Origin of the sequence: Undibacterium sp. YM2 (assembly GCF_009937975.1) — a bacterium.
GTDB lineage: Bacteria > Pseudomonadota > Gammaproteobacteria > Burkholderiales > Burkholderiaceae_D > Undibacterium.
The window spans coordinates 4,418,379-4,433,706 of sequence record NZ_AP018441.1; the positions used below are offsets into that span (position 1 = coordinate 4,418,379).

Genomic DNA, 15,328 nt, shown 5'->3' on the forward strand with positions numbered 1-15,328 from the left:
TTGGGCTACGCTTTACCAGCCCAACACTCGGCGCGTAAATAACGTATACGTATATCAAAAGTCCAGTGTTGGGCTGATGAGGCGTAGCCCAACCTACGGACCATCACCATCTTCCCAGAACCGCCCCTCCAACCCAATTCTGGCACTTGTGATAACGCCCCGAATCATGGATACTTCAAGATACCTACCCCACAGTGAGGCTATCCATGACACCCGATCAGGCAAGCTCAGGCACGACTGCGCAGTTAAAACCTACGCTGGGCAGTTTGCAGTTGTGGGGTATTGCGGTGGGTCTCGTCATCTCAGGTGAATATTTTGGCTGGAGTTATGGCTGGGCTTCTGCCGGGACTTTGGGTTTCACGGTCACGGCGCTGTTCATTGCGGCGATGTACACCAGCTTTATCTTTAGCTTCACTGAACTGACCACGGCGATACCGCATGCGGGTGGGCCGTTTGCATATAGCAGGCGGGCTTTTGGGCCTCTCGGTGGCTTCTTTGCCGGGGCGGCTACCCTCATCGAATTTGTGTTTGCGCCACCAGCCATTGCGCTGGCGATAGGTGCTTACCTGAATGTGCAATTTCCTGAAATCAATCCCAAGACGGCGGCGGTGGGGGCTTACCTGGTGTTCATGACACTGAATATTCTGGGCATACAGATTGCGGCCAATTTTGAGCTGGCTGTCACCCTGCTGGCGATCTTTGAATTGCTGGTGTTCATGGGCGTGGTGTCACCAGGGTTTAGCATGAGCAATTTCACCAAAGGTGGCTGGGCCGGGCAAGATCATTTCAGCGTGGCCTCTTTACCTGGCATGTTTGCGGCGATTCCGTTTGCGATATGGTTTTTCCTGGCGATAGAGGGTGTGGCGATGGCGGCAGAAGAATCGCGCAACCCGCAGCGCTCCATCCCAATCGCTTACATAGGCGGCATCGTCACTCTGGTGGTGCTGGCGATCGGTGTCATGGTGTTTGCCGGTGGTGTGGGTGACTGGACCAAGCTGGCGAATATCAATGACCCGCTACCGCAGGCGATGAAGCTGGTGGTGGGCAATAACAGCAACTGGCTGCACATGCTGGTGTGGCTGGGCCTGTTTGGTTTGATCGCATCTTTCCACGGCATCATACTTGGTTATTCACGGCAGATTTTTGCGCTGGCGCGTGAGAATTACCTGCCGCATTTCTTTGCCAAAATCCATCCGCGCTTCAAGACGCCACACCGCGCAATTCTGGCAGGTGGCGCCATCGGCATCGCTGCGATTTATAGCGATGAACTCATCAAGATAGGCGGCCAGAGCCTGACGGCGAATATCCTCACCATGAGCGTCTTTGGCGCGCTGCTGATGTATATCGTCAGCATGCTGGCTTTGTTCAAACTGCGTCGTAGCGAACCAGATACAGTGCGGCCATTCCGCGCACCGTTTTATCCTTACTCACCGGCCTTTGCGCTGATCAGTGCCTGCATCTGCATGGCGACCATGATCTATTACAATTTGCTGATATTCGGGATTTTTTGCCTGTTCATGGCGCTGGCTTATGCCTATCATGCGATGACAGTTGGCAAGCGTTCACCCTTACAGGATGGAGCAGACAGCAATCCCATGACTACGGAAACCGCAGCAAGATGAGCATAAGGCCTGCACAATTCAGCCACATCGTCGGCACGCGCACTTACCAGTTCCGCGACCTTAAAGACTTGCTGGCCAAAGCCACACCGCTACGCTCTGGCGATTTGCTGGCAGGTGTGGCCGCAAGCACTGCAGAAGAACGCGTGGTGGCGCAAATGTGTCTGGCAGAGTTACCGCTGAAAACCTTTCTCAATGAAGCACTGGTGCCTTACGAAAGTGATGAAGTCACCCGCCTCATCATCGATGAACATGATGCGGCAGCCTTTGCCAGCATCAGCCATTTGAGCGTGGGAGATTTTCGTAACTGGTTGTTGTCAGATGCGGCAGATACTGCAACGCTGACGGCGCTGGCCCCTGGCATCACACCTGAAATGGCAGCCGCCGTCAGCAAACTCATGCGGGTGCAGGATTTGATTTTGGTGGCAAAGAAATGCCGCGTGGTCACGACATTCCGCAACACCCTGGGTCTGGAAAACCGCATCGCCACGCGCCTGCAACCCAACCACCCTACTGACGATACGACAGGCATCGCTGCGAGCATACTTGATGGTCTCTTGTACGGCAGCGGTGATGCTGTGATAGGCATCAACCCCGCCAGCGACAATGTACCGCAAGTGATCAAGCTTCTGCACATGCTGGACGCCATCATCGAACAATATGCGATACCGACCCAGTCTTGCGTGCTCACGCATGTGACCAATACCATGGCGGCGATAGAACGTGGTGCACCGGTGGACCTGGTGTTCCAGTCGATAGCTGGCACAGAAGCGGCCAACAGCAGCTTTGGCATTAACCTGGCCTTGCTGGCAGAAGCACGCAGCGCCGCCCTGTCGCTGGGGCGCGGCACGGTAGGCCAGAATGTCATGTATTTTGAAACCGGCCAGGGCAGCGCCTTGTCAGCCAACGCGCATCATGGCATGGACCAGCAAACCTGCGAGGCACGTGCCTATGCCGTGGCGCGTAAATTCCAGCCGCTGCTGGTTAATTCTGTGGTCGGCTTCATCGGGCCTGAATATCTTTACGATGGCAAGCAAATCATACGCGCTGGCCTCGAAGACCATTTCTGCGCCAAGCTGCTGGGCCTGCCCGTGGGTTGCGATGTCTGCTACACCAACCATGCCGAGGCTGACCAGGACGACATGGATATCCTGCTGACTTCGCTCGCCACCGCAGGCTGCAATTTCATTATGGGCGTGCCGGGTTCGGACGACATCATGCTCAATTACCAGAGCACGTCTTTCCACGATGCCTTGTACCTGCGGCGCGTGCTGGGCCTGCGGGCTGCACCAGAATTTGAAGCATGGCTCAAGCAGATGGAAATATACAAACATGATGAACAATTGCATTTGCATGACGCCCTGCCGTCTGGTTTTGAAACTGCACTGCGAAGACTGACATGAGCACATCCAAGCCTCCTGTCCATGCCAACCCATGGCAAGCCCTGCGCCAGTTTACCCAGGCACGCATTGCCCTGGGCCGCGCCGGTGTCAGCGTACCCACCGGTGCGCAACTGGCTTTCCAGCTTGCCCATGCACGTGCCCGCGATGCCGTGCATCAGGCGCTGGATGTGAGCGCAATGGCGCAGGCCTTACAGCAAGCCGGGCATGAGAGCCTGCACGTCAACAGCGCAGCACATGACCGCAATACTTATTTGCAGCGACCAGACCTGGGCCGCAGATTGAATGAAGAAGCACGCCAGCATCTGGGGCAATTGGCATCACCACCTGCTGATCTCGCCATCGTCATTGCAGATGGTTTGTCAGCCCCTGCCGTTACACAAAATGCTCTACCCTTGCTGGAAAATTTGCTGAACAGACTCACGTCTGATAACTGGAACCTGGCTCCCATTGTCATCGCCACGCAAGCCAGAGTCGCCATCGGCGACGAAACAGGCGCACTGCTCAACGCCCGCGCAGTGCTGGTACTGATAGGTGAAAGACCAGGCCTGAGTTCACCAGACAGCATGGGCGCCTACCTGACTTGGGCACCACAGCCACGCCTGACCGACGCCGCCCGCAACTGCATATCCAACATCCGCCCGGATGGACTCAGCTACGACACCGCTGCGTATAAATTGCATTACCTGCTGACTGAAGCACGCAAACGTGGATTAACGGGTGTGGCATTGAAGGACGAAACCGAAGCACCTGTTCAGCTTGGCAGCCAAAGCGTGTCGAATTTCTTGCTGGAAAAGTAGGGTGCTCCATGCGCACCGTTTCGCGCTTATGTAATTTGTATGTAAAAATAAAGTGGTGCGCACGGCGCACCCTACTCCTTGTTTAACATCCATTGCAACTGCCGTGACGTAGGGCGCATTGTAATGCGCCGCATGTCATTTCCGCATCCGCAGGCAATTGACATGACCGTGAACCACGCTTGCGTGCGGTGCATCGCAATGCCCCCTACTAAACTCAAGCGCCGTATACGCTAATTGCTTTTGCACATGTGAAAAATGGATTGCTGCATATCTCTCACAGCACCACCAAGCTTTTTTTAAAACCGCATCTTCACATAAACCGACGGCCCATGCAGACGCAAATTCAGTTGCGCGCTGTCTTCGCGGCCAAGATCGCGAGTGAGGCTGATCCGGGATACACCATAGTCAGCCACGATGCCGATATTCTCTACCGGGAACCACTCCGCGCCTATCGTCGCTGTGTAAATATGGCCATTGAGGCTGCCGCCGTTTTTCTTCACGCCAGAAGCCTCGACGAACATGCGCGTAGCAGGCGTGAACGCATGACGCCAGCCCAGCTCCAGCAAGGGTGCAAAGGTGCTACGCTCAAAACCATCTGCTCCACTATTGCTTATGCCAGCTACCGAGCCTGTCACCGTGCCGCCCACAGTCGCCCGGTAATACGCCGCACCCAGCCCCAGCCCCACCACATCAGCCCCCTGCCCCATCCACCAACGGTAAGCCACCTGACCTATCTCCAGCCGCGCATCCGCCGCCAAAGCCGCCGTGCCACTCAGCGGCTGCCCATTCAGGGTCGTGCTGCCATTCAGGTTCGAAGAATAGGATTTATCGTAGCGGTAATAATCGAGCGAAACACCCTGGCTGTGCCCGAGCAAAAAGTCAGCCCTAACCCTGGGTATGGTCACCCGTTCACCTTCATAGCTAGGCGTTTCATAACGCCCTGAAGGAGTACTGACACCCAGCTGAAAACTGGTATCCGCACGGACTGCGCCGAGAGAAAGACTCATGCGGTCAAGCGCTGGTGACACCCCGGTGGCTCCATCAGCCGCCAGGACATTGCCCGCCGCGGTGCAGGCCAGCAAGACCACCATTGCCCCCGCTGGCCGCAACACCCGCCTGCGAAAAGTAAATTGAGGAATGAAAGCCAGTAATGATGTGGACATGAGCTTGCTCCAGACGTTGAATTGAGTATGCACAGATGCAGGTATAAGACCGCATGTAAAGCATAGCAATCCCGCCGCGTGGATCAAATGGCGGATTTCTCAAAATTTGGTCGGTGGAGTCCTACAGGAAAAGCTGAGGTTCATAGAATAACTAACAGAATATGAAAATCAGTTGACTGGCAGAAAAATGGATATGGCTGTGAGCTCAGCACAATTGAAATTCCACAATATTTAACATATTAACAATAAAAGACAATTACAATAAATTTGATGCAAATTATTCATCACTCAACCAATAATTTAAAGAGTGGTAATCATGGGGGTTGATGCCATAAAAGCGTGGGCAGAAGTTGCCTCACTGCTTGGATTCGCATTTACGTTGTTGCTACCGCTGCAGACAACCGCTTGCAATTAGCAGCATCTATGGTCCTACTGGAAAGAAAAAATGAAGATCAAAACCTTAAGCGTAAGCACCGCGATGTCAATGATACATCGAGAGGAAATCCTCCTCCCCCCATACAGCGCAGTTTTGTCTGGAATAAAGAACGCATTTTGAAATTATTCGATTCGCTCTATCGTGATTATCCTCTTGGCAACTGCATTTTTTGGAATGTCTCTCCTGCCACATCTAAGTACTACCAGTTGTATCGATTCGCTCGAAATTTCTCCGAAAATAAACGAGAAAAAACTGGGGATGGTTTAGCCTCAGTCAATCTCTTAGAAAATAACGTGTTCGCCGTCGTCGATGGGCAGCAGCGACTGAGTAGTCTGTTTATAGGTTTGGTTGGCACTTATAGATACAAGAAAAGCGGTAAGGGTCTTAGAAATGTTTCGACTAGTTTCGTGGACTCCAATCTGCATTTAAACCTCTTTGCACAGAGCGTAAAAGATCAAGACGAATCTATTTTTCAATTTTTAGGAAGCGACTCAGCCAAAACATTAACTGACAAAAGCCTCTGGTTTGAGGTTGGCCTAGCATTGAAATGGCAAAAAATTTCAAGCGTGAGAGATTATGTCGCAGGCCCTCTCACCACACGTGTTAAGCAACAAAACAAGAAAATTGTAACGACTCAGTTCTTTAATAGAACAGAAAGTATCATTGCTCAACTTGAGTCTATCTGGCGCATGCTTCATGAGAAAAGGCTATTCTATTTCGATATTGACAATCAAAATCTTGACGAAGTAGTCGAGATGTTCACTCGCATAAATAGCGGTGGCATGACATTGAAGAAGTCAGATTTGCTTTTCTCAGTGCTCGTTTCGCAATGGAGCGAGGGGCGTAATGAAATTTTGGGTTTAGTGAACTCCATGCAAGAAAGCGGTCTAGACATTTCTCAGGATTTCGTTATGCGCGCCTGCTTGATGCTTACCGACTCCCCGATAAAATATAATCTAGGTGCATTCAAAATCGGGAATGTAGAGAAAATAAAAAATAGTTGGGAAGAGATCAAAACAAGCTTAATGAACTTGTGCGAGCTTCTTCCAGAAATTGGATATATTAATCATCCAAATCTATCGGAAAATGCGCTTATCCCGATCGCGTATTACATTATGAAGAAAGGTGTCACAAAAACGAACTCTTCAAGAAAGACTCTACAACGGTACTACGTTATTTCGCAGATAAATAGCATATTTAGCGGACAAAACGACCAAGTTCTTGAAAGATTCAGAACAGAAATCAACAAACAATTGAAAGTGGGAAGAACACTTGACTTTCAGGGACTACTCAATATGAAACTTCCAGGACAGAGATCAATGTCGCTTGACCTAGAGAGTCTTCAAGAATTAGTCGATGAAACTTCATATGGAAGTCCCCACGCATACTTCTTACTCTCATTGATCTATCCAACAGTGGATTTTAAAGTTCATAGATACGAGGTGGATCATATTCATCCGAAAAGTAAATTTAATTCCAACAACCTTAAGAATCACGGAATAACCGATCCAGAAAAAATTCAGGAATGGCTCGATTGGAAGAGAGACGCTCTTCCAAACTTGGAATTGCTAGCACGCGATAATCAGTATAAAGGCGCAACTCCACTTGTTGACTACCTTAAAACCAAAAAAATGGCAGACCGGAGGCAGTTCTGTGCACTCAATTTACTCCCAAAACCAGGGCATAGAGACTTGGAGTTGAGTAATTTTGACTCATTTTATGAGGGCAGGAAAAAACGGCTTATCTCAAAACTAAAACCGCATTTTGGACTTTAGTTAACCAAGCACCACCTGAAGAAAAGGACTGCGTAAGCAGAAGCAGGTGTGACATTTCTACAAATTCAGCCATGAGTGCAATTGCTAATCGCTCCTACTTGGACTGACTTTCCAATATAAAACTTTCCAGACTATCGAGGTTTGCATGAGAGAAAAATTTATATACTTCTCCGGTTACAAGGAAGATGAATTTTCTGAAGCCTGGAAGAACGCCTTGTTTGTTTTTGATACAAACGTTCTTTTGAATTTGTATCGGTATAAGGAAACCACTAGACAAGATTTCTTAAAATTGTTCGACCAATTAAATGGCCGAATTTGGATACCGCATCATGTTGCTCTTGAATTTTATCGCAATAGATTGACTGTTATTTCAGATCAAAACAAGAGTTTTGAAGATGTAAAAAAAATAGTTTCTGATTCTTTCAATGAATTGGAACAATACTTTAAAAATGAACAGTTTGCAAAACGCCATGCATTAATTGACCCTACAAAATTTATAGCGTCTTACAAAGAAATAAAATCTAAATTTCTTGAAGAACTAGAAAATTTAAATTCTCATCAGTTGCAAATTAAAGAGGAAGATTTTATAAAAAATAAGATAGAGGAGTTGTTTTCAGGAAAAGTAGGTAGCCAATTTAAATCACAAGATGAAATTGACGCATTATTTAAAATTGCAGATACCCGATTTGACCAAAATATTCCACCGGGCTATAAAGACACAAAAAAAGACAAAGACGGAGAAGTGTATTTTAGTTACGATGGCCTTCGTTACCAAAAAAAATATGGCGACTACATCATTTGGAGCCAAATTTTGTCGCATGCAAAATTTTCGAAGGAAAAGACCGTTTTTCTTATCACAGGTGATGGGAAAAGTGACTGGTGGGAGACCTTTCAAGGAAGAACAATTGGTCCAAGAATGGAATTAAAACACGAAGCTCATATCGAAGGTGAAATAGATTTTTTTCACATGTATAACGTAGAAAGTTTTTTAAAATATGCCAATCAATATTTCTCGTCACAAGTGTCTTCAGATTCAATTCAAGATGTGAATGCTACATCACAGATTTTAAATTATCTTAATTTTCATGCATCTGCGATTCGTGCGAACTCGATGGGGTTAATTGAATATTCCCCCGATATTCTTAAACAATTAGATATTGAGACATTCAGCCAAATATCAATTAAATTTTCTAATCCAGTTGACCGTACTTCAGTATCTTATGTAGGGATTCATCTAATACGGTCTAATATCTTTGTACCGTGGGATGTGGGGGGATGGGTTGAGTATGCAGAAGACGACACGAAAATAATTTGGCATCCTAATTTAAAAATCATTCAAGACGAATACAAAAAAATAACTAGAGATGACGCACACTACCCTCTGCTAGAACTTCACCTTGGACGGCCTGGCACGGCATGGGCTGTTACCGACATTTCTGGCAACGCGCTCCCTCACATTAGGTTTGATATTAAGTTCCACCCTCCACTTGAATTTCTGCTATAAGTTTCAAACGACTAAAGCATAAGTCAGGCGATACCGGCATACACCGGACCCACACAGTTCCCCGCACAGGTCCGGCAAAAATCACTCAGGCAAAAACCGCATTCAAACTGGCAATGATCGCTGTCTGGCTACCATCTGCCAGTGGCACGGTCACAGTGCTGCCCTTGAATGCAACCACGCTTTGTCCCCGTTGGGCTGTTTGTGAGAAAGCTTTGCTGGAGCTGGCGTGGGCCATGCTGCCGAAGGGGCCGTAATTGGTGCCGCTTTTTCCGGTCAGGGTCAGTTGCAACACGCATTGCCAGCCAAACCATGTGCCGGTGTAGCCAGAGACAGACACGATAGGGTCGTTGTATGGAATGTTGACCACCTGGCTGGCCCCGCTATTGCCACCATGCTGCAGGGTGGTGAAGATGCCGGTTTCCTTGTTCTGGGTGCCGATGTTGTAAGGGCCGGTGCCGGTGTTGACGGACTGTATGGCGTTGAGCACATCACCGGAGCGCACTGTTACTTGCGTGATATTCGGGTTGCCCGCTGCTGCGATAATCGCGGTGTCGTCAAAGGCATTGCCTGATGGCGGATTGGCGAGCTGATCAAGGATCATGAACTGTGCCTGCTCGAATTGGAAGTTGCCTGAGTTCAGGCGCCACATGAAAATATCCTGATAATTGTACTGCTTGCCACCGCTGTTAAAGCCTGTGGAAACAGCATTCCATACCTGTTGTGCGCTGGCGTTAGGTGCCGAATTACCTGGTTCAAACTGTGCGCCATAACCGATTACGGACGGCGAAATACCGGCATTGATGAAGCTGGATAAAGGAGTGCCGTCGTAGAACTGCGGCGAGACAAAATCGAAGGCGCTGTTGACGGTGGGGTAGTCTATGGAATCAGTCGGCCAGGCAGGTGTGAATGAAAGAAAATATTTAACAGGCTGCTCATCAAATACCTGGCGTATCGTGGAGAACAGTATCTTGAACTGGTCCTGAGTCATGTCGTCGGAGACATCACCTTCCCAGTCTATATCAAGGCCATTCATGCCATTGCCTTGCAGATAGCTGACGAGATTATTGGCAAATTGTGTTGCCTGTGTCTGCGGGTCACCTGGGTTGGAAAAAATCGCAGCCAAGGTATTGCTGCCTGAATACACCATGGTCGCCAGAAACTTGATGCCGGGGTTGACCTGGCGCGCATCATGCAGCACAGAATTCAGATAATCCTGATTCGTGAGCCCGCCTTCATGCGTTGAACTGCCAATTTCTATGGTGTCACCATTCACGGCTGGGGTGACCGCAAAAAAAGCGATGCCGAGAAAGTTGGCGCTGTTATAGGTTTTATTGCTGATGAGTGTTTGAAAGCAACTGTTTGTACTGTTGTAGTTGGTGCCGGGTGGTTCATCTTCGTTCAGAAAGATCCACGCATTGATGCCATTTGCCAGGTCTGCCATGTTGGTACTCCTTTGGATTGATGTGATAGTTTGCCTATCCTCAATATGCAGCCATCAACATGATGGCCGTAAAGGCCATAAAGTCGGCGCGAAACCTCATGCCATCTGCATATCTTCATAAAGAAATCGGACTGGGTGGGCTTTGCAATCACGCTAAAAAGCGAATTGACGTTAGCTTTTCCGGTATCAATTCCTATGCCGGGAGCAGCATGAGAGATTGCAGAAAAGTTAACATTTTTATTATATCAAAAAAACAATTTATTTCCAGTTTTTTTACTTGCTTTGCCTTGCACCTCACGTACGCATTCTGGTTCTGCGAAATCCCCAGTCCGTTTCTGGCGAGACTGTCCGGGCCTGAACATCAATACTGCCTGCTCTTGTCCAACACGATATAGACACCATAAAGAGGAAGAGCATGATAGAACTGAACAATAAAATCGCCATCATCACCGGAGCCAGCTCAGGCATAGGGCGGGCTGCGGCCTTGCTGTTTGCCAGCGCAGGGGCGACCGTAATTGCCGCTGCGCGGCGACAGCCTGAACTGGACAGCCTGGTGGCACAGATACGGCAGGCGGGTGGCCGTGCTGCAGGCATTGCGGGCGATGTCAGGCAGGAAGCCTATGCGCAAACCCTGGTTGAATTTGCCGAGCAGGAATTTGGCGGTCTCGACATAGCCTTCAATAATGCAGGCACCATGGGTGAAATGGGGGCAACACCGCAAGTGTCTGCTGCGGGCTGGCAAGACACGCTGGACACCAACCTGAACAGTGCATTTTTTGCGGCAAAATACCAGATCCCGGCGATGCTCAAACGAGGTGGCGGCAGCCTGATTTTTACATCTAGCTTTGTCGGTCATACGGTGGGTTTTCCTGGTGTAGCCGCCTATGCCGCCAGCAAGGCGGGGTTGAATGGACTGACGCAGGCACTGGCAACAGAATTTGGCGCGCAAGGCATACGCGTGAATGCGATCTTGCCTGGCGGCACAGAGACACCAATGGCACATCAAATGAATCACACACCAGAGGCCATGGCCCAGGTTGCCAGCCTGCATGCCTTGAAGCGCCTGGCACAGCCAGAAGAAATTGCGCAGGCTGCACTGTTCCTGGCATCGGATGCATCTTCATTCATGACCGGTACAGCGATGCTCGTCGATGGAGGGGTGTCGGTGAACAGAACTTGAAGCGAGTTCCTTACCTGCACTGACATTCCACTGGCAGGGTGCGCACGGCGCACCCTGCTCATCCTGCTCACCTTGCTTGCACCTGCATATATACAAGTTCCTGTTTTTTTGCGATGATGCCGTCTCTTTTAGTAAAGCATTGCCCCACTCCCGCTCAGCAACAAGGTTTTTACATGGCTACCGAAGTCGAGATCCAGAATTTGTACATCGCTTATTTCAACCGCCCTGCCGACAAGGCTGGTCTCGCTTACTGGAAGGATGTCAGCCTGAGCCTCTTGCAGATCGCGCAGAGCTTTTCTGAACAAAAGGAATATGCAAGTGCCTTTGCCGGGTTCACGGCAGAACAAACCATTAATGCCCTGTACAACAACCTGTTCAACCACAAGGCTGATGCTGATGGTCTGGCCTACTGGAGTGGCCAGATCAAATCCGGCAAGGTCAGCATAGGGGCAGCAGCGATTGCGATTTTGAACGGTGCCACAGGTGCAGACCAGATGGCGGTGCAATCCAAGAATGTTGCGGCGATTGCTTTTACAAAAAAACTGGCAACGGACGCTGCGGCAGCCTATGCCTATAGTATGGGTGGTTCAGTATTCAATCTGGCCAAGAGCTGGCTGGCACCAGTTATTGACAATGCCAGCGGCACGGATGCGGTTAATAACTTGGGTATCGCGATAGAAAAGCTGATTTCCAATGCGCCATATGGTAGCGACAGGCTCGCTAATGCCATCATCGTTCCTGTAATAGGCGGGCAGAATAATACTGGCAAGAATGCTGACTTTAGCTTCTCTGCAGATGATAGTCAGCTACTGAAGCCCAACACTAGTCTGAATGGCGGTAACGGCAATGTCGCACTGAATGTGAATACCTATTTTTCACCAGTCAGTCACACTTCAAGCACCATCACCGGAGTACAAACACTCAATTTGCAAGCAGGTTCAGACACAAGTTTTGCTGGCACAGAATTCATGAACAGTTTCCAGTACATTAATGCCAACAAGCTCAATGGCGGCGACAATATTGTATTGGGCAATCTGGCGGGCCAAACTGTACAGCTCAACAATATTACCGGCAGCTCATCCGTCACCTTGGGCGGGGCTAATCAGAGCGTCATCCAAGCCTCAGAGCAGGGACGTGCCTATATCAAAACAACGAACGCAAACCTGGCTACTGCGACTCTTAATTTCATTAATGCCACGGCTGGTGAACATATATTGGAAATTACAAATAGTGGTGCGGCCACTTTAGGTACAGCAAATATGCTGGGTATCAATAGCATCATTTTGCGAGGTGACGAAAGTAGCCTGACACTCTCGCCTTCGCGTGCCATCACTATCAACATGTTCGGCAGCAATGATAATTCGCTGACGGTGAACAATGGTCAGCAAGTCAACATCACTTCAGTCAAGGCATCCAGCCTGACATTGGGCGGCAACAGCAAGTTCATTATTGCGAATAGCCAGTTTCGTGACATCCGCCTGACAGATAAAGGTGGCACTCTGAGCATCAAGGACAGCAATGATGTCGTGCATTCAATAACGAGCAATGTGGCGACCACTGTCGATGTCAGCAATATGACTTCCATGCTCAAACTTGGTGGCGCAGGCTCTTATACCATCACCGGTCTGGGGATGCGGGCAGGGTCTTATATCACTAACGAAGCAATAACAGGTACGGTCAACGTCAGTATGTCTGGGAGCTATAGTTCTACTTATGCTGCCTACACTACACTTCCTGACAATGGTGCCATCACCATCAATCTGGATGGAACAGGCATGCTATCGCTTTATTCCTCAGCAAACAGTTCTTCTACCAGGGTGAACGTCAATGTACCCGGGGCCTCAATCACCGTGCTGGGTAGCTACGGCAAAGTTGATATCGTCGAAGCAGAAGGCAAATCGGGAGTATTCAATTTTAATACCATCGGCTTTACCACAACAAATCTGCAGCTCGCTACGACAGGAGGCGGAGACGATCTGTTGAATATAAAAAATGCCTGGTCCATGAGCAGTAAAAACATACTGACGACGGTCAGCAATTTCAATGTCACTGGTGCAGACAAGTTCATCACAGGGCTGGCAGCAACGACACTTGGCAATTTCACGATCAGCACTTCTGATTATGATAGCCTGCGGAAAAATATAGTCGATGGTGCAGCAGCAGCCAAGCAGCGATTATCCAACACAGCCGGTCAGGCATATATCATCAACATTGATAACGGTGAAGCAGCTGGCACCTACCTGTATCAACATAAAATCAATCTTGGTGATTACGTGGGTTACGACGATATCCTGGTCAAACTCATAGGTGCTGCTCATATTGATGTGACGGATATTATTTCCTATTGAGCTGGCGGCTTGCATCCCGTGGGCAATGCCCGCATTTGTTTACACTGGTTGGGAATGGTTGCCACTTGACGCCCCCATCTACTACTGGCACACTACAGCTTCCATCAACCACCACAGGAGACAACATCATGAGAACCACGGATATTGCCCTCTTGTCGGCTGCCTGATCTGCCCACATCGCTGCCTACATCTTCTCCTGGCGTCTTATAAAGCTTATCGCTAGTGTGCTGATGCGCGTCCGCTTTCGGGTCTGATCGCGCCGACTTCCATTTTCTTTTTTCGTTCCTGCTCGCCCTGGCTTTTTTCTTATTTGCCGTGGCTGCGGGATGGTTTAGTGCATCAAAAAACGATGCACGCCCATGAATATGGACAGACACACTTATCATGATCAATTTTGATTTCGCATCCCTGCGCCTGATCGGCCTGACACCGGCTATCGCCAACCAGCTACACGCACTGGCAGCAGATAATGACGACGATGCCAGCTTGCAAATGGCACGTATTACTGAAGTACACCGCGACAACCTGGTCGTCCACAATGGCAGACAGACCATGCAGGTGCGCGCCCTGCCGCGTCTCTTGCATGAGCTGGCGGCAGATGACAACAGCCTGGCCGTGGGTGACTGGGGCCTGTTGAGCAATAACGGCGATATCGGCACTGGCTATAGATTCATCGCCCGCATGCCGCCACTCACGCATCTGGCACGCCGCAATAATGAAGGACGTTTGCAAGCCCTGGCCAGCAATGTCGATACCGCCCTGCTCGTCATGGGCCTGGACAGCGACTTCAAGCTGCGCAGGCTGGAACGTTATCTGGCACTGGTGCAGGCCGCCGGGGTCGCCCCCGTCATCGTGCTGACCAAGGCTGATGTGCACGAAGATGCGCAGGCGCGCCTGGCAGAGGTGGAACAACGCCTGTCTGCCAGTGTGCCTGTGCTTGCGGTCAACGGCCAGAGCAGCACGACAGCAGACTTGCTGGCACCGTGGATGGTGGCAGGCCAGACTCTGATCTTGCTTGGTTCATCCGGCGCGGGCAAATCGACGCTGACCAATACCCTGGCAAGCAGCGCGCAAGATACCGGTGCGGTGCGGTCCACTGATGGCCGCGGCCAGCACACCACGACTGCACGCTCGCTACACCTGTGTCCCGGCGGTGCCTGCATCATTGATACCCCCGGCCTGCGCACCCTGCAACTCAATCTCGACGAGCAGGAACTCAGCGCCAGCTTTGCTGACATTGATGCACTGGCCACAGAGTGCCAGTTCCGCGACTGTAGCCACCAGAGCGAACCCGGCTGCGCCGTGCGCGATGCCATTGATGCAGACAGGCTCAGCAACTTCCAGAAACTGCAACGCGAAACCCGCCGCCACCAGCAAACCCCGCTGGAACGGATAGCAGCAAGGTCGAAGTGGAAGGTCTTGATGCGCTCAGTGAAGGAGAAGGACAGGATGAAGCGGAGCTAGGTTTGCGATAGGCCTGAGATGCGATTGGGATGCGATTGGGATGCGTTTTGGATAAATTCTGTCCATGATGCAACAGTGACGCAAATGTTGTGACACAAGCTGGAGACCACGGACTGGTACTCCAGCAGTGTTATCGCGGCCCGCAAATCCGGTAAATTGTGAGATGCGGTTTGCAACGCTTGAATGGCTTTGCCATCC

Annotated in this window: 10 protein-coding genes; 8 read left to right on the forward strand and 2 right to left on the reverse strand. The window is 50.0% G+C overall.

From position 1 onward, the window contains the following. Positions 1–206 precede the first annotated feature (206 nt). The 3 genes from eat to eutC are packed head-to-tail and all read left to right on the forward strand — an operon-like array spanning position 207 to position 3,819. Positions 207–1,622 carry an ethanolamine permease gene (eat, locus tag UNDYM_RS20020; protein ID WP_162042628.1) on the forward strand — a complete coding sequence of 472 codons (1,416 nt, stop codon included), beginning with the start codon at positions 207–209 and terminating at the stop codon, positions 1,620–1,622. Next, positions 1,619–3,022: an ethanolamine ammonia-lyase subunit EutB gene (locus UNDYM_RS20025; protein ID WP_162042629.1), complete on the forward strand. Its 1,404-nt coding sequence runs from the start codon at positions 1,619–1,621 to the stop codon at positions 3,020–3,022. Before eat ends, UNDYM_RS20025 begins: the two co-directional genes overlap by 4 nt. Continuing rightward, positions 3,019–3,819, forward strand: coding sequence for an ethanolamine ammonia-lyase subunit EutC (gene eutC, locus UNDYM_RS20030; protein ID WP_162042630.1), 801 nt, complete (start codon positions 3,019–3,021; stop codon positions 3,817–3,819). The genes UNDYM_RS20025 and eutC overlap by 4 nt, the downstream gene beginning before the upstream one ends. A gap of 296 nt (positions 3,820–4,115) precedes the next feature. On the opposite strand, the gene UNDYM_RS20035 is transcribed toward eutC, so the two are convergent. Then, positions 4,116–4,982 carry a hypothetical protein gene (locus UNDYM_RS20035; protein WP_162042631.1) on the reverse strand — a complete coding sequence of 289 codons (867 nt, stop codon included), beginning with the start codon at positions 4,980–4,982 and terminating at the stop codon, positions 4,116–4,118. Between the two features lie 423 nt (positions 4,983–5,405). Between UNDYM_RS20035 and UNDYM_RS20040 the strand changes: the two genes are divergently transcribed. Then, entirely contained in the window at positions 5,406–7,193 is a 1,788-nt protein-coding gene (locus tag UNDYM_RS20040) for a DUF262 domain-containing protein (protein WP_162042632.1), read from the forward strand. A 145-nt stretch (positions 7,194–7,338) separates the two neighbouring features. Beyond that, a complete protein-coding gene (locus UNDYM_RS20045; RefSeq protein ID WP_162042633.1) occupies positions 7,339–8,697 on the forward strand; it encodes a PIN-like domain-containing protein in 1,359 nt (452 codons plus the stop codon). Between the two features lie 85 nt (positions 8,698–8,782). Here UNDYM_RS20045 and UNDYM_RS20050 read toward each other — a convergent pair whose 3' ends face one another. Continuing rightward, positions 8,783–10,138, reverse strand: a complete 1,356-nt coding sequence (locus tag UNDYM_RS20050) for a glycosyl hydrolase family 18 protein (RefSeq protein ID WP_162042634.1) — start codon at positions 10,136–10,138, stop codon at positions 8,783–8,785. 415 nt (positions 10,139–10,553) lie between these two features. Between UNDYM_RS20050 and UNDYM_RS20055 the strand changes: the two genes are divergently transcribed. From UNDYM_RS20055 to rsgA, 3 genes are all read left to right on the forward strand, one after another. Next, positions 10,554–11,318 carry an SDR family oxidoreductase gene (locus tag UNDYM_RS20055; RefSeq protein WP_162042635.1) on the forward strand — a complete coding sequence of 255 codons (765 nt, stop codon included), beginning with the start codon at positions 10,554–10,556 and terminating at the stop codon, positions 11,316–11,318. A gap of 173 nt (positions 11,319–11,491) precedes the next feature. Then, complete coding sequence (locus tag UNDYM_RS20060; protein WP_162042636.1) at positions 11,492–13,666, forward strand: DUF4214 domain-containing protein; 2,175 nt, start codon at positions 11,492–11,494, stop codon at positions 13,664–13,666. A gap of 384 nt (positions 13,667–14,050) precedes the next feature. After that, complete coding sequence (gene rsgA, locus UNDYM_RS20065) at positions 14,051–15,130, forward strand: ribosome small subunit-dependent GTPase A (RefSeq protein ID WP_162042637.1); 1,080 nt, start codon at positions 14,051–14,053, stop codon at positions 15,128–15,130. Positions 15,131–15,328 lie beyond the last annotated feature (198 nt).